Source organism: Amycolatopsis sp. NPDC003861, from assembly GCF_053605405.1.
Window position 1 is genome coordinate 18921 of the sequence record NZ_JBSGJD010000024.1, and the last position, 23028, is coordinate 41948.

General features: G+C 70.8%; 14 protein-coding genes. 9 read left to right on the forward strand and 5 right to left on the reverse strand.

Annotated features, from left to right (window positions below; genetic code table 11):
* Nucleotides 1–15: 15 nt before the first annotated feature.
* Nucleotides 16–1023, reverse strand: coding sequence for a LacI family DNA-binding transcriptional regulator (locus tag ACWEVN_RS09370; protein ID WP_310976287.1), 1008 nt, complete (start codon nt 1021–1023; stop codon nt 16–18).
* A 350-nt stretch (nt 1024–1373) separates the two neighbouring features.
* Between ACWEVN_RS09370 and ACWEVN_RS09375 the strand changes: the two genes are divergently transcribed.
* Nucleotides 1374–4301: a glycoside hydrolase family 3 C-terminal domain-containing protein gene (locus tag ACWEVN_RS09375; RefSeq protein ID WP_452050884.1), complete on the forward strand. Its 2928-nt coding sequence runs from the start codon at nt 1374–1376 to the stop codon at nt 4299–4301.
* A gap of 1 nt (nt 4302) precedes the next feature.
* Here the strand turns inward: ACWEVN_RS09375 and ACWEVN_RS09380 are convergent, their stop codons facing one another.
* Nucleotides 4303–5124 carry an SAM-dependent methyltransferase gene (locus ACWEVN_RS09380; protein ID WP_449684579.1) on the reverse strand — a complete coding sequence of 274 codons (822 nt, stop codon included), beginning with the start codon at nt 5122–5124 and terminating at the stop codon, nt 4303–4305.
* Nucleotides 5125–5247: 123 nt separating this feature from the next.
* Here ACWEVN_RS09380 and ACWEVN_RS09385 point away from each other — a divergent pair, with 123 nt between their 5' ends.
* From ACWEVN_RS09385 to ACWEVN_RS09395, 3 genes are all read left to right on the forward strand, one after another.
* Entirely contained in the window at nt 5248–6579 is a 1332-nt protein-coding gene (locus ACWEVN_RS09385) for a cytochrome P450 (RefSeq protein ID WP_452050885.1), read from the forward strand.
* A 78-nt stretch (nt 6580–6657) separates the two neighbouring features.
* Nucleotides 6658–7749 carry an alpha/beta hydrolase gene (locus tag ACWEVN_RS09390; protein ID WP_449684624.1) on the forward strand — a complete coding sequence of 364 codons (1092 nt, stop codon included), beginning with the start codon at nt 6658–6660 and terminating at the stop codon, nt 7747–7749.
* An 81-nt stretch (nt 7750–7830) separates the two neighbouring features.
* Nucleotides 7831–9927 (forward strand): diguanylate cyclase domain-containing protein, encoded by a 2097-nt coding sequence (locus tag ACWEVN_RS09395; protein WP_452050886.1) that lies wholly within the window; start codon nt 7831–7833, stop codon nt 9925–9927.
* Between the two features lie 5 nt (nt 9928–9932).
* Here ACWEVN_RS09395 and ACWEVN_RS09400 read toward each other — a convergent pair whose 3' ends face one another.
* Complete coding sequence (locus ACWEVN_RS09400; protein ID WP_452050887.1) at nt 9933–10595, reverse strand: nitroreductase family protein; 663 nt, start codon at nt 10593–10595, stop codon at nt 9933–9935.
* 221 nt (nt 10596–10816) lie between these two features.
* On the opposite strand from ACWEVN_RS09400, the gene ACWEVN_RS09405 reads away from it, so the two are divergent.
* Both ACWEVN_RS09405 and ACWEVN_RS09410 read left to right on the forward strand, forming a co-directional pair.
* Nucleotides 10817–11233: a hypothetical protein gene (locus ACWEVN_RS09405; RefSeq protein WP_176169908.1), complete on the forward strand. Its 417-nt coding sequence runs from the start codon at nt 10817–10819 to the stop codon at nt 11231–11233.
* A gap of 31 nt (nt 11234–11264) precedes the next feature.
* The gene (locus tag ACWEVN_RS09410) at nt 11265–13367 is read left to right on the forward strand and encodes a (Fe-S)-binding protein (RefSeq protein ID WP_452050888.1); all 2103 of its coding nucleotides are present in this window, start codon (nt 11265–11267) and stop codon (nt 13365–13367) included.
* A 13-nt stretch (nt 13368–13380) separates the two neighbouring features.
* On the opposite strand, the gene ACWEVN_RS09415 is transcribed toward ACWEVN_RS09410, so the two are convergent.
* Together ACWEVN_RS09415 and ACWEVN_RS09420 are read right to left on the reverse strand one after the other, a co-directional pair.
* Complete coding sequence (locus tag ACWEVN_RS09415; protein ID WP_452050889.1) at nt 13381–16548, reverse strand: CHAT domain-containing protein; 3168 nt, start codon at nt 16546–16548, stop codon at nt 13381–13383.
* A 99-nt stretch (nt 16549–16647) separates the two neighbouring features.
* Nucleotides 16648–17175, reverse strand: a complete 528-nt coding sequence (locus tag ACWEVN_RS09420; RefSeq protein ID WP_449684586.1) for a hypothetical protein — start codon at nt 17173–17175, stop codon at nt 16648–16650.
* Here ACWEVN_RS09420 and ACWEVN_RS09425 point away from each other — a divergent pair.
* The 3 genes from ACWEVN_RS09425 (at nt 17156) to ACWEVN_RS09435 (ending at nt 22965) form a co-directional block, all read left to right on the forward strand.
* Nucleotides 17156–21442, forward strand: coding sequence for a hypothetical protein (locus ACWEVN_RS09425; RefSeq protein WP_452050890.1), 4287 nt, complete (start codon nt 17156–17158; stop codon nt 21440–21442). The genes ACWEVN_RS09420 and ACWEVN_RS09425 overlap by 20 nt on opposite strands.
* A gap of 86 nt (nt 21443–21528) precedes the next feature.
* A complete protein-coding gene (locus tag ACWEVN_RS09430; RefSeq protein ID WP_449684589.1) occupies nt 21529–22212 on the forward strand; it encodes a Crp/Fnr family transcriptional regulator in 684 nt (227 codons plus the stop codon).
* Between the two features lie 60 nt (nt 22213–22272).
* Nucleotides 22273–22965: a Crp/Fnr family transcriptional regulator gene (locus tag ACWEVN_RS09435; RefSeq protein WP_449684590.1), complete on the forward strand. Its 693-nt coding sequence runs from the start codon at nt 22273–22275 to the stop codon at nt 22963–22965.
* The last annotated feature ends 63 nt before the right edge of the window (nt 22966–23028 follow it).

Genomic DNA, 23028 nt, shown 5'->3' on the forward strand with positions numbered 1-23028 from the left:
GAGCAGAACCGGGGGTCAGGCGCGGGGCGCGGCGGTGCTTTCGCGCCGGGTGAGGCGGGGCCCGAGCAGCCGGACCTCCGGGGTGGTGTGGCCGGCGAGCCGGCGCATGGTCATTTCGACGGCCTGGGTGCCGACCTCCTCGGCCGGGATGGCCACGTTGGTCAGCGCGACGGCGTGCTGCTCGGCCATGCTGTCCGGGCAGACGGCGATGACCGAGATGTCCTCGGGCACCCGCAGGCCGCGGTGGCGCAGGTCCGACAGCAGCCCGGGCAGCACGGCCTCGTTGTGCACGACCAGGCCGGTCAGGCCGGGATCGGCGGCGAGCAGCTCGTCGAGGCAGGCGCTCACCGCTTCGTAGGAGTGGGCGCACGCGTGGGAGGCCGCGCGCACGTCCCGGCTCTTCGTGGCTTCGTCGAAGCCGCGCAGGAACCGCGTCGCGTAGCTCGTACCGCGCCGGTAGACCGCCGGGGACGGGCCGATCAGCGCGATCGAGCGGTGGCCGAGGTCGGCCAGGTGGGCGACGCAGGCCGAGGCGGCCGCGGTGAAGTCGAGGTCGACGCAGCTCAGCCCGGCCGGGTGGTCGGGCACGCCGATGAGCACCACTGGCAGGTCGAGAGCCAGCAGCATCGGCACCCGCGGGTCGGCGGTTTCGACGTCCATCACCATCAGCGCGTCGGCGATCGCCGAGGACGCCACCCGCTGCAGCGCGGCGGGCCCCTCGTCCTTGGTGAGCAGCAGCAGGTCGTGGTCGTGCGCGCGGGCCGCGGTGACCGCCGACGCGACGAACTCCATCACGACGGCGACGTTGAGGTCCGTGCGCAGCGGGACCACCAGCGCGAGCACGTTGGTCTTGCTGCTGGCCAGTGCCCGGGCCCCGGCGTGCGGGTGGTAGCCGAGCTTGCGGATGCTGTCCTCGACCAGCCGCCGGGTCTTCGGCGAGATCGAGCGTTTGCCGCTGATCACGTACGACACCGTGCTGGGGGCGACCCCGGCCGCGTTGGCGACGTCGTTGATCGTGACCACGGGCGGCCTCCTGAAGGCGGGGAGGGGGACGAGCGTTGTGTCGAAGCGCATCGACGATGGCACGAAGGTAAGTGACACCCGCCGGAAACACAAGCATCATTCACCGTTTGCCGGTATTCGATGGTTATTCGACAACAGAGGTGTTCGTCGAAATCGTCGAAGGTCCCTGTTGAACGTTCTTTTTGCAGCTCAGTGCCACGATCAAGCCGTCCTCAAAGAGACCTGGGAGCGTTCCCAGGAAGTCTTGACCTTCTGCTCACGCGGCTGTAATAGTCGTCGGGTTCCCCGCCGTTCGACGCGAATGTTCCGCGCCGCGCCGTCGAAACGATTCGACGAATCGGAGGCCGTCCGTGCGCTTGTCCCTCTTCCGCCGTGCCCTCGTCCCGGCGGTGGCCGCGACCCTGCTGCTGGCTTCGTCGCCGGCGCTCGCGGCGCCGCCACCCCCGTTCCGCGATCCGTCCCGGCCCCTGGCCACCCGGATCGACGACCTGCTGTCCCGGCTGACGGCGGACGAGAAGATCTCGCTGCTGCACCAGTACCAGCCGGCCATCCCGCGGCTCGGCATCGGCGTCTTCAAGACCGGCACCGAAGCCCTGCACGGTGTCGCCTGGTCGACCGACTACGACAACTCCGGTGCCGTCGTCAAAGCCGACGGCACGGTGTTCCCGCAGGCCATCGGCCTGGCCACCACTTGGGACCCGGCGCTGGTGAAGCAGGTGGGCGCGGCCGTCGGGCAGGAGGCGCGCGGCTTCAACGCCCGCAACCCGACGCTGTGGGGCCTCAACCTGTGGGCCCCGGTGGTGAACCTGCTGCGCGACCCGCGGTGGGGCCGCAACGAAGAGGGCTACTCCGAAGACCCGTACCTGACCGGCGAATTCGCGAAGGCCTACGGCCACGGCATGCAGGGTGACGACCCGCGCTACCTGCAGGCCGCGCCGACGCTCAAGCACTTCCTGGCCTACAACAACGAGGTCAACCGCGACACGACGAGCTCCTCGGTGCCGCCGAAGATCCTGCATGACTACGACGAGCAGGCGTTCAAGATCCCGCTGGAGGCGGGCGCGGCCAACGCCGTGATGCCGTCGTACAACCTGGTCAACGGACGGCCGAACCACGTCAGCCCGGACCTCGACGGCAAGCTGCGGAAGTGGGCGCCGGACGACATCGCCGTGGTCAGCGACGCCGGCGCACCGTCCAACCTGGTCAACTCCGAGAAGTACTACGCCACCAAGGCCGAAGGCGACGCGGCGGCGATCAAGGCGGGGCTCGACAGCTTCACCGACAACGACACCGACGGCTCGATCACCGTCGCCGCGGTCAAGGAAGCGCTCGCCAAGGGCTTTCTGACCATGGCCGACGTCGAGAACGCCGACCGCCACCTGCTGTCGCTGCGGTTCCGGCTCGGCGAGTTCGACCCGCCGGGCCGCAACCCGTACGCGAAGATCACCCCGGCCGTCATCGGCTCGCCGGAGCACCAGGCGCTGGCGCGCAAGGCCGCCGACGCGCAGATGGTGCTGCTGCGCAACAACGGCGGCGCGCTGCCGCTGAACGCCGCGAAGAACAGAAAGGTCGCGGTCGTCGGCCCGCTTTCGAACACGCTGTACGAAGACTGGTACGCCGGCGCGATGCAGTACAAGGTCACGCCGCTGCAGGGCATCAAGGAACGGCTCGGCTCGGCGGGCACGGTCGCGTCGTCCGAAGGGGTGGATCGGATCGCGCTGAAGGACCTCGGCACCGGCCGGTACCTGACCGCCCCCGCGACCACCGGCAAGATCACCGCCGGTCCTGCGGTGGCGGGCACCGCCGAGTCCTTCGACGTCTACGACTGGGGCGCGGGCAAGAACACGCTGCGCGCGGCCGCGAACGGCAAGTTCCTGAGCTACTCCGGCGGCGCGCTGGTGAACGACGTCGACCAGCCGGCCGGCTGGTTCGTGCAGCAGCAGCTGAAGCTCGACGCCCAGCCCGACGGCAGCTACGTGCTCGAGTACGCGGGCAACGAGGTCAACGAGCCGTGGTTCGGCCCGAACAAGTTCGCCGTGGTCGGCGCGGACGGCGTCCTGACGATCTCCTCGCCGGACGCCGCGCACGCCACCAAGTTCGGCCGGGACGTGCTGAGCAGCGGGGTCGGCAGCGCGGTCGCCGCGGCGAAGGACGCGGACACCGCGGTCGTGGTGGTCGGCAGCATGCCGTTCATCAACGGCCGCGAAGCCAACGACCGCACGAGCACCGAGCTCGCCCCGGCGCAACGCGCGCTGATCGAGGCGGTGCAGAAGGCGAACCCGCACACGGTCGTCGTGGTGGAGAACAGCTACCCGACGACCGGCTGGGACACCTTGCCGGTACCCGGCATCCTGTGGACCAGCCACGCGGGGCAGGAAACCGGGCACGCGGTCGCCGACGTCCTCTTCGGCGACACCGACCCGAGCGGGCGGCTGACGCAGACCTGGTACGCCTCCGACGCCGGGCTGCCGAGCATCCTGGACTACGACATCGCCAAGACCGGGATGACTTACCAGTACTACCGCGGGAAGCCGCTGTTCCCGTTCGGCTACGGGCTGAGCTACACCAGTTTCCGCTACGACAACGTCCGCGCGTTCCAGGCCGGCGGCCAGGTCCGGGTGAGCGTCGACGTGACGAACACCGGCGCCCGCCGCGGGTCCGACGTCGTCCAGCTCTACTCGAAGAACTCCGGTGTGCAGCGGTTGCGGGACTTCTCGAAGCTGACCCTGGCCCCGAAGGAGACCCGCACGGTGCGGTTCGACGTGCCGGTGGCGGACCTGGCGTCGTGGGACGTCGCCCGCGACCGGTCCGTCGTGGCGGCGGGGGTGTACGAGTTCTCGGTGGGCCGCAACGCTTCCGAACTCTCGGCACCGCAGCCGGTCTACGTGCCGGGGGAGCGTCCCCAGCCGCGCGACCTGAGCCGGCCGACCCAGGCCCAGAACTTCGACGACTACTCCGGCACGACGTTGACGGACACGTCGAAGGTTTCGGGGACGTCGGTCGCCACCGCGGCCGGCAGCTGGGTGGCGTACCGCAACGTGGCGCTGAACGGCCCGGGGCGCTTCTCGGCCTCGGTGTCCGCGACGGCGGCGTCGAAGGTCACGGTCCGCCTGGACTCGCCGACCGGCCGCGTGCTGGGCACCGTCCCGGTGTCGTCGACGGGTGACCGGTACGCGTACACGACGGTGACGGCGGTGCTGGCCAAGGCGAGCGGCCGGCACGACGTGTACCTGACCTTCGACGGCCCGGTGAACCTGGCGACGTTCTCGCTGCGGTGACCTAGGGTTTGCGGCCCACCCCCGCATAGGGCAGGGAGTTGACCGACGGGTCGTCGGACATGTCGCCGGCGCCCTCGGGGTTCCACATCGCGCAGCCGACCAGGCCCGGTTCGACGAGGTCGAAGCCCTCGAAGAACCGGAGCACCTGGTCGTGCGTGCGCGGGAACGGCTGGTTCTGCTGGTTCTGCCGGGTCGTGTAGACCTCGATCGCTTCGTCGAGGCCCTCCGACCCCGAGTCCGCCGCGACGTGCGTAACGGCGAGGAAGCTGCCCGGCGCGAGCCGCTCGCGGTAGCGGGCCAGGATGCCCACCGGGTCCCAGGAGTCGGGCACGAAGTGCAGCAGCAACAACATGAACACGCCGGTCGGCTGCTCGGGGTCGAGCAGCCGGCGGGCCGGCTCCGCGTCGAAGATGTCGTTGACGTCGCGCAGGTCGGCCTGGATCACCGCGCAGTTGTCGTTGCCCTGCAGCAGCAGCTCGCTGTGCGCGACGGCGACCGATTCGCGGTCGACGTACACCACCCGGCACGACGGGTCGATCTGCTGGACGATCTCGTGCAGGTTGCCGACGGTCGGGATGCCGGAGCCGACGTCGAGGAACTGCCGGACCCCGGCGTTCACCATGTATCGCGCGGCGCGGCGCAGGAAGGCGCGGTTGAGCCGGGCGGCGTCGCGGATGCCCGGCATGATCTTCAGGATCTGCTCCCCGAGCGCCCGGTCGGCGGCGAAGTTGTGGTCCCCGTCGAGCCAGAAGTCGTACACCCGGGCCGGGTTCGGCACCGAGGTGTCGATCTCCGGCGGGACCCAGCTCAGTTCTCCGGTCACGGGACCTCCCACCCTCGCGGACGCTGCGGGACCGGAGCTTAGCCCCTCATCCGTTCGTGTGGACTCGCGCTCCGCCGCCCCGGCGTCCGGCTAAGGTGGCCCGGTCGCGAGGGAGGCGAGGCCATGACGAACCCGCGTCCCGTGCCCGGCCGGGTCCCGCTGCTCGGGCACACCGTGCCGCTGCTGCGCGACCCGCTGAAGTTCTTCACTTCCCTGTCCGCGCACGGAGAAGTCGTCGAAATCCGGCTCGGGCCGCTGCCGGTGCACGTGGTCACCACCCCGGAACTGGCCTGGCAGGTGCTGGCCACCGACGCCGACAAGTTCGACAAGGGCCTGGTCTTCGACAAGATGCGCCCGCTCTTCGGTGACGGCTTGGCCACCTCGAACGGCGAGCTCAACCGCCGCCAGCGCCGGCTGGTGATGCCCGCCTTCGGCCGCACGCGGATCGCCGGCTACGCCGAACACACCATGACGACGCTGGCCGACGACCTCGTGTGTTCGTGGCGGCCCGGCGAAGTCGTCGAGTTCGACAAGCGGATGCAGGACCTGGTGCTGACCATCGCCGGGCAGACGCTGTTCTCCACCGCGCTCGGCGAGGAGGCGCTGGCGGAGATCCGGCACTCGATCCCGGTCATGCTGAAATACGTGCTGATCCGGGCCTTCTCGCCGAAGTTCGTCGAGAGGCTGCCGATCCCGGCGAACCGGCGGTTCGACACCGCGGCCGCGCGCCTGCGCGAGGTGATCGGCGAAACCGTCGTCGCGGCCCGCGAAGACGGTGCCGACCACGGCGACCTGCTCTCGATGCTGCTCCTGGCCCGCGACGAGGACACCGGCGAAGGCATGTCCGATCGCCAGGTGCACGACGAGGTCATCACGATCCTGACCACCGGCGCCGAGACCACCGCCGTCGCGCTGGCCTGGTTCTTCCACGAGCTGGGGCAGCACCCAGACGTCGAGCGGCGGTTCCACGCCGAAGTCGACGAAGTGCTGGGCGGGCGTGCCGCGCGCTTCGAAGACCTGCCCGATCTGGTCTACACCCACCAGATCGTGAACGAGATCGTCCGCCGCACCCCGCCGCTGATCCTGATGCGCCGCGCGCGGGAGGACGTCGAGCTCGGCGGGGTCGCGATCCCGGCCGGCAGTGAGGTCGCCGTCAGCCAGCACACCCTGCACCGCGATCCGCGCTGGTTCCCCGAGCCGGACCGGTTCGACCCGGACCGCTGGGCCCCCGGCCGCACCGCGGACCTGCCGAAGGGGGCGTACATCCCGTTCGGCGCGGGCGCGCGGCTGTGCCCGGGGCACGTGTTCGCGCCGACGGAGATCGGCATCGTCGCCGCGACCATCGGGGCGCGCTGGCGCCTGGTCCCGGTACCGGGCAAGAAGGTGTACGCGCAGATCAAGGCCACCATGCAGCCGAACCGCCTGCCGATGACGCTGGTGCCGCGCGCGACCTGACGGTACCCGTCCGGCTACCGGGTGTAGTGTTCCGGAGTTCCTTCACCTGTCCGAGTCCAGAGGGAGTGCGGCGTGAAGCTGCCCGTCAAGGTGACGTCGGCGTTGTTCGCGTGCGGTGTCCTGTTCGCGTCGCTGACCGCGGCGGTGCCCGCCGAGGCCGCCGCGATCTCCTGCAGCGACACGGATCTGCCGGTCTCCGGCCCGGGCCTGCCCCCGCTGGTGCCCGGGGCGCCCGCGACCGTCCACGGCCGGCTGTGCCTGCCCGCCGGGGCCGCCCCGGACACCGTTCAGCTGCTCGTGCACGGCGGGACGTACAACAGCGCGTACTGGGACCTGCCCTACGAGCCGCAGCGCTACTCCTACCAGCGCGACATGGCCGCGCACGGTTACGCGACCTTCGCCGCCGACCAGCTCGGCGCCGGGCGCAGCAGCCGGCCGCTGAGCCTGCCGCTGTCGGTCTGGGCCGCGGCCGAGTCGATGCACGAGGTGGTCGGGCACCTGCGGGCCGGCCGGGCCGGTGGCGTCCGGTTCGCGAAGGTGGTCATCGTCGGGCACTCGGTCGGCTCCGGGGTCGTCGCCGTGGAAGCGTCCACGTACCGCGACGTCGACGGCGTCGTCCTCACCGGCATCACGCACCTGCCGGCCCTGCCCGTGCTCGCCCTCGGCGCGGCGCTCGGCCTGCAGCCGGCGCTGCTCGACGGGCAGCTCGGGACCCTCGGCAGCGACCCGCTGTACTTCACGACGAGGCCGGGAGCGCGCGCCGGGCTGTTCTACGCGGCGGGCGACGCCGACCCGGCCGTGATCGCCGCCGACGAGGCGACGAAGGACCAGGTTTCGGTGCCGGGGATGGGCACGGTCGCGTTGTTCGGCATCGTGTTGCCCGCGACGTGGGGAATCTCCGTACCGGTTTTGCAGGTGGTCGGGGAAAAGGACGTCCTTTTCTGCGGGGTGCTGGCGTTGCGCGACTGTTCCGACGCGGCGGTGCTGCGGGCGCAGGAGGCGCCCTATTACGCCGACCCGGCGAAGTTGTCGACGTACGTGCTGCCCGGTGCGGGGCATTCCGTGGCGCTGCACGAAAACGCGGGCGAATACCGCAGTGCGACCCGGTCCTGGCTGCAGGGCCGCCTGGGGATCGCTCCGCAGGGTTATCACTCGATCGGACGAAACTGAACCCGTGCGTGTCGCACAATTCCGGGCCAAGATATATCGATTGACCCGAACGGTGTGTACTGAACCCTTGGACAGCCTGAGGTGACTGCTCCCCAACCCCGCGGCAACGCCCCGCGGAACAAGCCGGACGCCGATCGCGCGGCGAAACGGCTGGCCGCGCTCGCGCGCAAGTGGGGCTACCTGATCAGCACCACGGCGTACCTGCCGCACACGCCCGAGGAGATCGAGCGCGAACTCGCCGGCCTGGCCGGGCGGCTGTTCGAGGCGGTGGCGAGCGAACCACCGGACCTCCCGGCGGCCGCGACCGCCGGCGGGCGGCTCGTCGAGCTGCGCTGCGTCGGCGCCGAAAGCCTGCGCCGCAGCCTGGAAGTCCTGGGCAAGGCGCTGGTCCGCGAGCCGGAACTGCGCGGGATCGACCGGCTCGCCGAGCGGGTCGTGCTGGTGCTCGGCGCGTTCAGCTCCGGGTACGGCGAGATGCTGCGCGAGGACATCCAGAAGCGGCAGGAGGGCCTGAGCCGGGCGCTGCTGAAGGTCGAGCAGGAGACGCGGCAGAAGCACGTCATCTCCCGCGCGCAGTTCGAGGAGGTGTTCGCCGGCTCGGCCAGCGGCGTCGCGCTCACCGAGCTGGACGGCCGGGTGCTGCGGGCGAACGCGGCGCTGGCCAAGACGCTCAACCGCACGCCGGCCGAGATCGGCGCGATGACGCTGTTCGACCTGGTTCATCCCGAGGACGTCGAGCAGCTGCGGGAAAGCTACGGCGAGCTGGTGGCCGGCCGGCTGCACCGGCTGCGCGCCGGCCGCCGCCTGCTCGGCAAGGACGGCGAACCGATGTGGGCGACGTTCGCCGCGTCGGTGATCCGCGACGCGGTCGGCGCCCCCCGCCAGCTGCTGACGATCGTCGACGACGACACCGAGGTGTCGCTACTGCAGCGGCGGCTGAGCCACCAGGCGCTGCACGACGTGCTCACCGGGCTGCCGAACCGGCAGTTCTTCAGCACCCGCTTGGAAACCCTGCTCCGCGACGCGGACCCCGCCCGCGGGGTCACCCTGTTCCACCTCGACCTCGAAGGCTTCTCCCAGATCAACGGCGGCCTCGGCCAGGAACTCGGCGACCGGCTCCTGCGCGGGGTCGCCGCCAAGCTGAAGTTGGTGTTCGACGGGGAGAAGGCGCTGGTGGCCCGCCTCGGCGGCGACGAATTCGGCGTGCTGGTGCAGAACACGGCGGACACGCCGGGCGTGGTGACGCTCGTCCGCCGGATCACCCACGAGCTCGCCGAAGCGGAGTACGTCGACGGGCAGCGCGGGGTCGCGGTGCCGGCCGCGATCGGCGTGGTCCACCGCCCGCCGCGCGACATCACGCCCGCGGAGCTGCTCCAGGCGTCGGACCTGACCTTGCGGCGCGCCCAGCGGACGGGCAGCCAGTGGGGCCTGTTCGACCGCGAGCTGGACCGCCGCGACCGGCACGACTTCGGCTTGGCCGCGTCGATGGCGGGCGCGTGGGAGAACGGCGAGATCGAAGCCCGCTACCAGGTCCTGACGTCGGCGACGACCGGCGCGGCCGAGGCCGTCGAGGCGCGCCTGCAGTGGAACCACCCGGCGGAAGGCGTGCTGCCGCACGAAACCTGCGTCCGGCTGGCCGCGGAGATCGGGTTGGCGCTCCCGCTGGGCACGTGGCTGTTGCGCACGGCGGCCGAGCGGCTGGCGGCATCCGGGCCGGACGTGCCCCTGGTCGTCGAGCTGACGGCCCAGCAGGCGGCGGACCCGGAATTGGTCGGCGAAATCCGCCGCATCCTGGACGACACCGGTTTGCCGCCGGACCGCCTGCGCCCCGGCTTCCCGGCGGCCGCGGCCCTGGACGTCAGCGACACGGCCGACAACTTCCGGGTCCTGGGTGAGATCGGCGTCCGGGCGGAGATCCACGGCCTCGGCGACATCACGTGCCTGACGGAGTTCCCGGCCGCCGCGGTCCGCATCGCACCGAACCTGGCGGCCAAGCGCGAACACCCCTTGGTGGCCGGCCCGCTGTCGGCCTTGATCGACGCGGCCCACGCGGCCGGGTCCGCGGTGTCGGTCGCCGGGGTGCGGACGCCGGAGGAGGCCGCGTGGTGGCGGGAGCGGGGTGTGGACCTGCTGTCGGGCCCGGCGTTCCCGAACCTGCCGGACGGCTTCCCCGGCTGAGGAGCTCAGATCCGCACGAGGACCTCATCGAGCGGCTTGCGCTGCAGGTCCGGCACGACGCAGTCGTCGGCCGGGTAGCCGACCGGGATCACCGCGAACGCCTTTTCGTTGCGTGGGCGGCCGAGCAGTTCCCCGAGGAAGCGCATCGGCGACGGCGTGTGCGTCAACGCGGCGAGGCCCGCCACCTGCAACGCCGTCAGGAGCATGCCCACCGCGATGCCGACCGACTCGTCGACGTAGTAGTGCTTGCGGACACCGCCGTCTTCGTCGAGGGCGAACCGTTGCTGGAACACGACGATGAGGTACGGCGCGTCCGTCAGGTGGGGTTTCACCGCGTCCGTGCCGAGGGGCCGGAGCGCGTCGAGCCACGCCTCGCCGAGGCGGCCTTCGTAGGAAATCCGCTCCTCGGCCTCGGCGGCTTCGCGGATCCGGCGGCGCACCGCGGGATCGGTGACGAGGACGAACGTCCACGGCTGCTGGTGCGCCCCGCTCGGCGCGGTCGAAGCGACGGCGATCGCGTCGAGCACCGCGCGTTCGGGTACCGGGTCGGGGGAGAACATCCGCACCGAACGCCGGGCTTCCATCCGCCGGCGCAGCGCGGCGGCGCGGGCGAGCGCTTCGGCGTCGGGCAGCCGGGCGGGGCGGTAGGGGACCGGGTGATACGTCATGCCCGGATTGTGGCGGGGGACACGCTGTGTTCAGCAGGGCCGAACGTACGATTCGCGGTGTTAAGCGTCCGCTGTACGGACAGTAAGGTAATCCTTGCCTGCGAAATTGCGCCGAACAGTCCAGGGAAACTAGGCCGAACGGTCCTGTCGCGCGAAGTGATCTCCTCATTACCCTCCAGTAGCAGACAGTGGTGCCGATCACAGTCGTTCCGGGAGGCTTCATGGCGTCGCGCGTCCGAGGACCCGGCTCCGAAGACCGGCGCGAACTGCGGATCCGGCACCTCACCGGCTGCCTTCCCTGCACGCTCAAATGCGCGTATTGCGGGCTGCCGGTGCGGCTCACCGGGCCGGGCGACCACCCCGGCTACGGCGTGGTCGAAGAAGTGACCGGCGATCTCGTGCTGCTGCACCGGTTCTGCCGCGCCGCGCTCGGCCGGTGCCGGACGCGGGGGTGCGTGTTGCGGCGCGCCCACCTCGGCCGAGCGACCGAGCAGTACGAAACCGGCCGGCGGCCCGGGCGTTACCAGCGCCTCGGCGTCCGGCGCTCGCCCGACCTCGATCTGTACCGGAAGCACTGGCGGATCGCGAAGATGCGGTACGCGTGCAAGGCGTGCCGGTACTACACCGGCTCGCACTGAGCCGGTCCTTCCATCACGACGCGGAGGACTCGTGCTCGTTCGTCTCATCCTCGGCCTGCTCATGACGGTCGTCGGCCTCGCCGTCGCCGGCAAGCGGGTCGCGTTCCTCTACCGGCTGATCAAGGCCGGCCAGCCCGACGCCAAGCGGTCCGACGAGCTCGGCGCCCGGGTCTTCGCGCAGGTGCGCGAGGTGTTCGGCCAGCGCAAGCTGCTGAAGTGGTCGGTGCCCGGACTGGCGCACTTCTTCACGTTCTGGGGCTTCGTGATCCTCGCTTCGGTGTACCTCGAGGCGTACGGCGCGCTGTTCGACGAGAAGTTCGCCATCCCGTGGATCGGCCACTGGGCGGTGCTCGGCTTCCTGCAGGACTTCATCGCCGTCGCGGTCGCCGTCTCGCTGGGCGTCTTCACGATCATCCGCATCCGCAACGCCCCCGAGCGCAAGGACCGCGCGTCCCGCTTCTACGGCTCGCACACCGGCGGCGCGTGGCTGATCCTGATCATGATCTTCAACGTCGTCTGGACGATGTTCTTCTTCCGCGGCGCCTCGTCGGCGTCCGGCAACTTCCCCTACGACAACGGCGCGTACGTCTCGCTCGGCGTCGGGAACCTGCTCGAGCCGCTCGGGCACTCGACGACCGAGGTGCTGGAGACCATCGGCCTGCTGCTGCACATCGGCGTCATGCTCGTCTTCCTCAGCATCGTGCTCTACTCCAAGCACCTGCACATCTTCGTGGCGCCGATCAACGTCTCGGCGAAGCGGCTGCCGGACGCGCTCGGCCCGCTGCTGCCGATGGAGTCCGCGGGCAAGCCGATCGACTTCGAGGACCCGGGCGAGGACGACACGTTCGGCCGCGGCAAGATCGGCGACTTCACCTGGAAGGGCATGCTCGACTTCGCCACGTGCACCGAGTGCGGCCGCTGCCAGTCGCAGTGCCCGGCGTGGAACACCGGCAAGCCGTTGTCGCCGAAGCTCGTCATCATGAACCTGCGCGACAACCTGTTCGAGGAAGCGCCCTACATCCTCGCGGGCACCGAGCACGAGGGCGCGCGCCCGCTGGTCGGCCCGGAGGACGACGGCGGCGTCATCGACCCGGACGTGCTGTGGTCGTGCACCACCTGCGGCGCGTGCGTCGAGCAGTGCCCGGTGGACATCGAGCACGTCGACCACATCGTCGACATGCGCCGCTACCAGGTGATGATCGAGTCGGCGTTCCCGACCGAGCTGGGCGGGCTGTTCAAGAACCTGGAGACCAAGGGCAACCCGTGGGGCCAGAACAACTCCGAGCGCCTGGCCTGGACGAAGGACCTCGGCTTCGACGTCCCGGTGTTCGACGGCGAGCTGGCCGAGGACGTCGAGTACGTCTACTGGGTCGGCTGCGCGGGCGCGTTCGACGACCAGGCCCGCAAGACCGTCCGCGCCACGGCGGAGCTGCTGCACATCGCCGGGGTGAAGTACGTGGTGCTGGGCAAGGAGGAGTCGTGCACGGGTGATCCGGCGCGCCGCGCGGGCAACGAGTTCCTCTTCCAGATGATGGCGCAGCAGACGGCGGAGACGTTGAACGCCGTGTTCGAGGGCCGCGAGCCGAGGCTGCGGAAGATCGTCACGACCTGCCCGCACTGCCTGAACACGCTGAGCCGCGAGTACCCCCAGCTGGACGGGCACTACGAGGTGGTGCACCACACGCAGCTGCTCAACCGCCTGGTCCGTGGCGGCCAGCTGACCCCGGTGAAGCCGGTCGAGGACGGCCCGAAGGTCACCTACCACGACCCCTGCTACCTCGGCCGCCACAACAAGGTCTACACCCCGCCGCGCGAGCTGGTCGGGGCGACGGGCGCCGAGCTGGCCGAGATGCCCCGCCACGCCGACCGGGCCCTGTGCTGCGGCGCGGGTGGCGCCCGCATGTGGATGGAGGAGCAGATCGGCAAGCGCATCAACCTGGAGCGCGTCGACGAGGCGATCGCCACGGACGCGGAAACGATCGTGACGGGCTGCCCGTTCTGCCGCGTGATGCTGACCGACGGCCTGGTCCAGCGCCAGAGCGAGCAGAAGGCGGAGAACGTCGATGTACGCGATGTGGCGCAGCTGCTCTTGGAGCGGGTGAAGGCCACGGACACGTCGGCCCCAAAGGTCTGAATGATCGCGGGGGCTAGCGGCCGAAGTGGACGAAGGCGCCCCACAGCAGTACGGCCAGGTCGCGGTCCGCGCCGGCCAGCTCACGTGCCAGTCGTTTGCGCGTGAGCTGGACCGTCGCGTGCAGCGCCTCCGCAGCGCGATCCGCGGTGGGCGACGGATCCGAGAGAAACCGGTAGAAGAGGTCCGCGACGTTCTTCGCGATGCGGTCGTCGACACGCCAGTTCGCCGCCACGACCCGGTCGAAACCCGCTGCCAGCAGGGCGCCGGCGAGATGCATCGCTTCGTCGGGCAGCGTCAGCCTGCCCGACGACGACTCGCACGCACCGAGGTAGGCGAGCTGCGCCCGGCCGGTTCGGGCCGCGCGGAGGTCGGCGAAACCGACTCCGCCGGTGCGAGCGTGGTCGTGACTCATCAGGCAGGCACTTTCCATGCTGTAGGTGTCCTGCCGGCCGTGCCCGGCGAAGTGAAACCAATCGTGTCGCGTGAGTTCCGCCAGCAGCCGTGAACGGGTCGCGTCGGCGTCGAGGAGCAAAGTGCTGTCCCGGAAGACCGCCGCCGCGGCTCGCGCCTCGTCGGTCGCCGCTTCGAGGAACGCCTGCCCCGGGGTATCGGCGACCCCCACGGCCAGCATCCGCTGGTTCCCGGGCGCTGCTGGGGGCTCCAGCAACGTCCGCAACGTCGGCACGTAGGACGGCACGACGTGGTCCAGCACCGTTTCGGGCAGCTCGTCGCCGGTGGTCTTCCGGTACCGGCCGGCGGCGTGGATCGGGAGCACCGTGACCATTCCGGTCGGGCACCACCAGACCCGCCGCCGCGGTCCCAGGGCGGCCAGCACCGGCGAGGCCACGCTTTCCCACAGCCAGCTGAGCGTGTTGTGCAGCGAGCGGACCCGGAGATCGATCGTGGCCTCGTCGACCGCCGCGAGCTCGTCGCCCAGGACGAACCGGTCCCGGTGCTGGAGGAAGCGGGCCGACTGGTCGACCAGGTGCTCGCGGCGCAGCCGGGGGAGCGGCACGACGGCGAGTTCGCCATCGGCCAGGACAAGCGCGTCGGAGCGGTGCTTGCTGGCGTTCACGACAACGGCCGGACCGGGCAGCCGGGCCAGGAGCTCGGCGCACGAAGGACCCTTGAGGAACCGCTCGAACCCCGGCTCGGCGCGGATCCGGGCGAGGACTTCCGACTCCTCGGTCTCCAGCCTGCGGCGCAGCGAGAGCTCGGCGTGCGTGGTCGGCGAGTCGGCGCTCGTGCGCAGGGCCGCGATCCGGACGTCGACCTCTTCAAGCCGCCGTGCCAGGTCCGGGTATCTGGCTCGCAGGCGATCGAGGTCGGCGGTGCGGTTCGTGCCGAGGAGGATGCCGCGGCCGCTCTCGAGGAGCTCGACGGCGAGGTGCGGCTCGCCGGCGGCCAGTGCCACGGCGGCCGCGTCCGATGCCAGGGCGAAGAACCGGCTCAAGCCGAGTTCGCGATCGACCGGGCGCCACGTGCGGGGCACCATGTGGACCAGGAGGTCGACCGCCGTCCGGTAGGCCTGGCAGGCGCCGGGCCAATCGTGACCGGCGAGCAGCTCGCCGAGTGCGATGTGGGCTCGGATCCGGTCGTCCGGGGCCATCGGCGCGTCCAGCACCGATCGCAGGACGGTGACTGCTTCGGTGCGGGCCGCGGGGGCGTCGAACCGGTCGGCACGAATCTTCAGCAGCTGTACCAGGGCGAGCCGGTTCGTGACCGGCACCCGGTGATCTCCCGCCTGCGCGGCGGCGAGCGCACGGGCCAAGTGCTCGCCTTCCTCGAGGGTCGCGCGGTCGGGCTCGGCCCTCAGCCGGTCGAGTAGCGCGGCGACCAGTGTCGAACGCACCAGGTCGTATCCGGAGGCAGCGGGATCGGCCGTGGCCAGCCAGGTGCGGAGACACGGCTCGGCTTCGGCGCGAACGGCCTGGTCCGGGTGTCGCCGCAGGGCGACGGCAAGGTTGTTGACCAGCAGCCCCCGGGTCGAGAAGCGTTCCGGCGCGGCGGAAACCGCTGCCCGCAGGGTCTCGATCGCGACGTCGAGGCACTGGCGCTCCTCGCTCCCGGCCAGCCCGGTCGCCGTCTCGAGGTAGACCGACCCCAGGATCGACAGCAGCATCGGCCGGAACGGGTCGTGCGGCGCCATCGAGCCGAGTGCTTTGTGGAGGTGCCCGGACGCCGTGTCGAGCGCCGAGGTGATCCCGAAGAACCGGAACTGGTCGATCAGGGCCAAAGCGAGGTTGGCGTACCGTCCGGGCAGGTTGACGTCGCCGGCCGGAGTCAGGGCCAGGATTTCCGTGAACCGCGCGGTCACCTCTTCGAGCAGGGCCCGCTCGCCGCTGCGCCGGAACTGTTGGTGCCGAGCGTTGGCGAGACTGGTGAGCCGGCCGGGATAGTGGGTGCTTCCGGGCGGGGTGAGCCGCACCGCCTCGGTGAGGTCCGTCGCGGCACGGTCTAGAGCGTCCCGTTCGTCCGAGACGATCGCCGCCTTGGTACGCAGTTCGCCGAGGGTGGTCAGCGCGACGACGAGAAAGCCGGGTTCGCGGGTCGCTCGCGTGGCGTGCTCGGCCGCGGCGATCGCCTCGGCGAGCACCGCGGGGTCGGGGTCGAGGTCGAACCACAAACCGAGAAGGGCGGCCAGCTGCTGTGAGCTGCGGGGCTCACCGGCCGCCGCTGTCGGACGGCAGAGGTCGATGGCCGACGCAAGGTTTCCGAGGTCACCCGTGTGGTCGAAGAGGCGGGTCAGCATCGTGGCGAGTCCACTGTGGATGGTGGCTCGCCCGTGGAGGTCCGCCTCGGGAACCTCCTTCTGCGCTTCCCGGTACGCCTGCACGCACTCGTCCAGGTGGGCCGGCTCCGAAGTCCGGTCGAATCGGTCACCCAGCGCTTGGGCCAGGTTGTTCAGCTGGACGTAGCGCCACGGATCGCCCGGCTCGCCGTCGACCGCCACCCGGGCCGCCGCGATCGCCTCCTCCAGCCGCCCGCGATCGGAAGTGGCTTCGGCCAGGTCACGCAGTGCGCGGCTGAGCTGGTTGTGCAGGTGGTTGCGGAACCAGGAGGCCGGCGTCACCGCGATCATCGCGCGGGCGTCTTCGCACGCCCGCAGCAGATACCGGATATCGCCCGTGGCGCGGAACGCCTGGATCAGTTCCTCGAGGGGGTCGACGCTGTCCGGCACGGGACTCCTCGGTTCGACGGAGGTGTTCGCGGCTCCCAGTCGCTGCTTTCGCCCGCGATGCAACGGACTCCGGCCGGCCTCACTCGATCGGAGCATCGGTCAAGAGTCGCCAGGTTCCATTTCGACGGCGAAGAGAGCGCACCGAGGAGCGCTGCCGGGCGGGGCCACGACACTGCGATCGCAGTGGTCCAGCGGGCACCGGTGGGTGACGCGGAACTGCCCGCGCAGCCACGGTGGCGTTTTGCCGGTCGTGTCACCCTCGCGGATCACCTGCGTCGCCGCGTTCCGCAGCAGCCGGTCGATCTTCCGCGCCAGTGCGGTCCAGTCGTCCAGGGTGTCCAACCCCGCCCGGGTATCGGCGAGCAGTTTCGCGTACCGGTCGCGTTCCTCCACCACGGTGGCTTCCTCGAGAATCCGTGGCAGGCGGATGCAGATATCGGCCCAAAGTTCGCGGTTGTCGCCGGGCATTTCGTCTCCGATCACGGGATGGCGGTTCTCCGGTGTGTAAGGTGGCACATCACGCAGGGAGGTGTCGATGTCCTCGGTTCCGGAGATCGTTCCCGGGGATTTTCCTTTCCCCGAGGGCACTCGGGGAAAGGTCCACGACGTGGTCCTGCGGATCACCACGTCCCGGCAAGGCTGGTACGGCCCGGTGGAATCGGTCGGGATACGGCGGGTCATCAGCGGCGGGCGCAGTGGCGCCCTGGTGCTCGACGTCGTGTTGCGGGCCGGTTCCGAGCGCCGGCAACGGGTCGTCAAAATCGGGCCGTCGGCCGAGGTGGCGGGGGAGTTCGCGAATTTCCGCCGGATTCTCGGCGATTACCCGGCTGCGGTGTGTGCGCCCATTCAAGAGGTGACGGACGGCGTGCGGGAGGACGACGGCGAAAGTCCTTCCGAGACCGAGGCGGTCGTCTACGCGCATGTGGAGGACTACGCCGGGAGGTCGGAGGTGCCCGCGGTGACCCTCGAGGACATCGTGAGAGCGGCGTTCGAGAACGGGGAGGCCGAGCCCACCCTCGCCCGAGGGCTGATCAGCGCGCTGTTCGACGCGATGGCCACGCCGTTCCACAACCGGCGGGTCGTGCGTGCCGAACGAAGCCTGCGCGACCTCAACGCCGCCCTCGGACCTGATCTCGTGGTGGAACCCGGTGCGGTGAGCGCGGAGCTGTCCTACCCGGAGGATGTCCTGCAGGCTTCCCTCGCGGGCGGGGGATTCGCGCCCGGGGATCCGATCCGGCTGGCCGATCCGGCTCACTCCGCCGTGCGTGTCGTCCTGCGCCCACCGGCCGACGGACCGATCTCGGGCGTGGTCGTCAGCACGAGGTTCGACGACCGGCGGGCCCGCTTCGACCAGGCCTTCAAGGCTGTCGCGCGCGTGGCGGGCGCGGTCGAGACCGACGGGGTACGCACGGCCGATCCCGCGCGGGGGCTGCGGCGCGTGCTGACCGACCCGGAGCTCGGCCGGGTCCGTGGTGTCGTGCACGGCGACCTGAACGCCCGCAACGTCATGTGCGTGGACGGCCGCCCGGTCCTGATCGACTTCGCCGAAACCACCGACGACCGGCCTGTCTTCGCCGATGCCGCGTGGCTGGAACTCAGCCTCGCCCGTGACGTCTTCGCCGGGCTTGCCTACGACGATCTCGTCCAGGTGCAGCGGCTCCTCGCGGTGGCCACCCGCCTGCAGGTCCCCAGCGCGGACGACCGGCTAGCCGAACTGCTCCGCGGACAGGCGAAAACCGTCTTCAAGATCTTGGCGGCGATCCGGTCGAGCGCGGCTCGCTCGTACCCGCGGGACGTGGTCGCGTGGCGCGACTACCTCGCCCAAGTGCATCTCGCCGCCTACCGGACCGCCAAATGGGAGGGAGCAGTCCAGACCGCGGGCAAGCTCCGCGCGGTACACGCCGCGGCCGCGGTCGCCACCGAGTGGCTCGTGGACGACGATCCGTTCGCGCACTGGGAGGATCCCGGTGAGGTGCTCGGATGCGTGGCGGGCTTCGCCGATCCTGCGGATCCCGAAGCCATCGACGTCATCGCCGGGCTGGTGACGGCAGTCGACCGCGCCGGAGGGCAGGCGGAGGACCTGAGCCTGCGCGAGCTGAGCGATCGCTACGTGCTCAGGCATTTCTCGGCCGAGGCTCGCGAAGTGGTGATCGATCTGTCGCGGGAGCACGACGAGTTCCTGGCCGTCGTTCCGGAGGAGGAAGCGAAGCCGCTCGTCCTCGTCGGCGGCCCCGGCAGCGGCAAGACGTGCATTCTCCGCGAGCTCGCTTACCGGGCCGCGATGGACATCGCCCGACCTCGAAGAGGGGCGGCCGGGTTGAGGGTGCCTCGGCTGGTCGAGGCTCGTCGGCTGCTCGCCGAGGGGATGGAAGGTCTGGGAGTACCGCGGGAAGCCTTCGTCCTCGGTGCGGTGCGGCTGCTGGTCGACGGTGTCGACGACGTCCCGTTGGCGGAACGGGAAAAGCTGTTCGGTTGCGTTACTGCGCTGCACGAGCGGTACCCGCGCGTCGCGGTGGTCGTGGCGTCGAGGGACCGGGACCAGGCGGACCGCGCCGGGCTGCCGGCGTGGCAGGCAGGTCCGTGGTCGCCCGAGCGGGCCTTGCGCTTCGTCGCCGAAAGCCGAGCGCGGTGCCCGATCCCCGACACCGACTTCCCGGACCTGCACCGCGAGCTCAGCGCACTCGGAGGCGCGACCCCGGGCATGCTGATGATGTACCTGGACGTCGTCCGCAGGCTACGCCGGACGGTTCCGCTGGCCGGGGTCTACCACGACTACTTCGCGGCCCTGCTGGACGGCCTCGACCCGGTCGGTCTCGTCGAGGCCGCGGAGGCGAGTGTCGATAGCGGTGGTCCTGCGTCACCGCCCGAAGCGATCGAGGACTTCCTCGCGCGTGGCGTGCTACGGCGCGAAGGCGACAAGGTGCTGTTCACCCACGGGATCGAACGGGACTTCTTCGCCGCGATGGCCCTCACCCTGGCGTCGGAGGACCTGGTCCGCGAGCGCGCCCGACAGTTCGCCTGGCGACCGGTGACCTTGCTGGCCGCCCGTCTGCCCGGGGTGCCCGACGCCGTGGTGGAGACGGTCGTCCGGTCGGTGGCCACCGCCGACCCCGAGTTCGCCGCGAGGCTCCTGCACCTGCGGCCTTCGGTGTCCTGCTGCTCCGAATTCGTCTCCACCCAATCGGCGATCCTCGGAGACGCGGAGCAGGGCCGTTTCGCGGTGCTCCGGGCCGTCGAAGCCCTCAAGACCGTCGGTACGCCGGAGGCGCTGCGTCAGCTCAAGTGGCGGCTGACCGAGGAGTCGATGCCGTCCGGGCTCCTGGGAGCCGCGCTGAATGCGGTGACACGCAGGCCGTCGAAGCTGGAAGAGTCCGCGGTGCCGCAGCGGTGGCTGAGAGAGCTCCTCGGCGGGCTCCTGGATGCGGGACGGCCGCCCGAGTTGCTCCGCGTGGTCATCCGCGTCGTCAAGTTCCAGGTGGTGCGCGGCCTCGATCTGATGCTCGCTCAACTCGTCACCGCGGCCGACCCGGCTGTCGCGCAGGCCGCCGACGATGCGTTGGCGTCCTTGAACGTGGTATTGCCCAGTGCGCTCCGCACCGAGCGTCCGCGGCTCGTGTCGGCGCGATTGACCGAGGTCGAGCGGGTGCTTCCCACTCTGTGGAAGGACGGGGAGATCCGCGCGGCCCGGACGGAACGGCTCCAGCTGCTGCGGCGGCTGGACGACCTGGCGTTCTGGCTGCCGCGCCTGTACTCCTACGGTATCCGGCACGACGTGGCCGACCGTCTGAAGGGCGACCTCGGTGATGTGGTCGACCTCGGTGAACGGCGGCGGTTGGCCGCCTTGGACGTCAGCACCGCCAATGCCCTCGCCCACCGGATCATGGCGGAGCACCCTCGGCTGCGCGACGAACTAGTGTTCGCCGCTGACGTCGGATCACCGACGCCGGTGTTGCTCATCGCGGCAGCGGCCGTGGGGTCCGTGGCGGCGGTCGAGCACGCCGCCGAGCTCGTGATCCGGCTCGCCGAGGGGGAAACGGGAGAGCGGATCGAGGGCTTGACGGCGCTGGCCCACGCAGTGGCTCAGGCCGACTCGGCCCGTGGCTTCCAGGTCAGCAGAAGCGCTGCGCGCAGGTTGCGGGAGCGGGCGATCCCGGCACGCCTGCACTGGCCGTGGACGGCGATGCTCGCCTACACCCGTCCGGACTCCCGGGAACTGGACACCCTCCTCGCCGGCGGTGCGGCCGACGCGGTGGCCGAATTGGCCATCCGGTGCACGGCGCTCGACGGTGCCCGCGCCGACCCCGCGCCCCTCGGCGAGGACGCCCGCCGGTTTCTGCTGACCGATCGCAGCGAGGAACCCGTTGTCCGGACTCTCGCCCTGTGTGCGGCCGGGCTCACCGAGGGGCTACCGGAGATAGCCGGGTTGCTCTCCGACCGGAGCCAGGGCGCGACGGCGTCGACGATTTCCTCGGGCCGGTACGGTCCGCTGGAACTGGCGCCACTGGCGGAAATGCTGTCGGCGTACGGCCAGCTGGCCCGCGAAGCCGGGGAAGCCGACGCGGCGCTCCGGGTCCTGGCGGAGGTGGATCCCGCCGGTCTGCACCCCAGCGTCGCGGACGGGAAGGCCGTCGCACTGGGGTACCTGGGCGATTGGGTCGCGGTGGTCGAGGCCGCGCCGGGCGACGGCGGACGGCTCGACACCGCGGCCCGGCACACACTGCGCAAGTGGGTGCCCGGGCCTGCGACGCCCGCACACCTTCGAGAGCCCGGCGCGATCGCGTCGTGGCTCAAGCACCGGCTCTCGGACACGGCGCTTCCGGCCGGGCCGCGCTCCCTCGCCCAGGAGCTGCTCTTCGAGATGGAGACCCGGCACGGCGCGCTGCTCCCGGACTAGCGCTACGCCGAACGGGTACGAGGCCTGGTGGTGGTGCCGCCGGGCCTGTTGGGGTTAGCCGGAGCGGTGGGGGAGGTGTGACGGCGGTGGACACGACTTCGGCCGGTCCGGGACTCTTCGCCGCACTGCCGGCGATCACCGTCCAGGCGTTGCTGGGAGTCGGGGCCGAACGCCGGTTCCGCGCCGGAGACGTCCTGGTGCGGGAAGGGGAGCTGACCACGCACGTGATCCTGCTCCTCTCCGGCTGCGTGAAGGTTACTGCGAACACCGCCGACGGCGGCCGGGCCCTGCTGGCCGTCCGGTTTCCCGGCGAGCTGATCGGCGAGCTGGCCGGACTGGACGGCAGGCCGCGTTCGGCGACCGTCACGGCGGTCGGCCTGGTGAACACGCGGGTGATGACCCAAGCGGTCTTCCAGGCATTCCTGAAAGACCATCCGGATGCCGCGGTCGCCGTGAGCCGATCGGTGGCGGCGAAGCTGCGATGGGCGACCGACCGCCGGATCGACTTCAGCGGGTACGACGTCCCGGTCCGAGTCGCCCGCGTACTGGCCACGCTCGTGCGGTCCCACGGGACCCGCACAGCACGAGGCTGGGAGATCGGGTTCCCGTTGTCACAGCCCGAACTCGCGGCTTTGATCGGCGCGGCGGAGCCCACCGTGCACAAGTCGCTGACCGAGCTGCGCCGTAAGTCGGTGCTGGAAACGGGTTACCGGAAGATGACGATCCTGGACCTGCCCCGGCTCCGGCTCCTCGCGGGCCTGCCGGACTGAGCTGCGCAATCCCGTTCTTGGACGGGGTCCGCCGCGTCCGGGACCGGCACAGTCCGTCCGGTGAACGCCCCGTCCTGGCCGCCCCCGTCCCTCCTCGGCCGTCTCCGCAGGCGGGATGTCGAGGCCATGCTCGACCTGGGCACACCGGTCAGCTACCCGGCTCAGCAGCGCGTCATCCGGCAGGGTGACGCGGCCCGGTACTCGCTGCTGATCCTGCAGGGAGCCGTCAAAGTCGTCGTGGACACCGAACGCGGCCGCGACGTCGTCATCGCGGTGCGCGGTCCGGGCGACCTGCTGGGCGAGATGGCGACGCTGGAGCACCGCCCGCGGTCGGCCCACGTGGTCACCTGTTCGGCCGTGCAGGCCCGGATCATCCACAGTCCCCAGCTCGCCGACTTCCTCGGCCGCAACGTCGAAGTGAGCCTCGCGGTGGCCCGGATGCTCAGCGAGCGCCTGCGGTCCGCGGACCGCAGGGGCATCGACTTCGTGGTGTGTCCCGCACCGGTCCGGGTCGTCCGGGTCCTGCTCGACGTCGTGCAGCAGCACGGTACGGCCACGGGGCAGGAACTCGGGATCCCGCTGTCGCAGGCGGAGATCGCTTCGATGGCGGGCACCGGGCTGAGCACGGTCGAAAAGGCCTTCCGGCGGCTCGAGTCGGAAGGGGTACTGGGCCGCCGCTACCGGCGCGTGCTGATCACCGACCTGTCCGGCCTCCGCCGATTCGGGGAACTTCCTGGCGGAATCCCGTACTAGTACGGCGTCGCCCGTCGTGATCTGTCACAGAGTGATCCGCGTCAGCATGAGCCACCCGAAAGA

What these genes read in the sequence shown, in the direction of transcription:
- ACWEVN_RS09405 (WP_176169908.1), top strand. Translation starts at nt 10,817, where the DNA reads ATGGCGTCGCGCGTCCGAGGACCCGGCTCCGAAGACCGGCGCGAACTG.
- ACWEVN_RS09385 (WP_452050885.1), top strand. Translation starts at nt 5,248, where the DNA reads ATGACGAACCCGCGTCCCGTGCCCGGCCGGGTCCCGCTGCTCGGGCAC.
- ACWEVN_RS09400 (WP_452050887.1), bottom strand. Translation starts at nt 10,595, where the DNA reads ATGACGTATCACCCGGTCCCCTACCGCCCCGCCCGGCTGCCCGACGCC.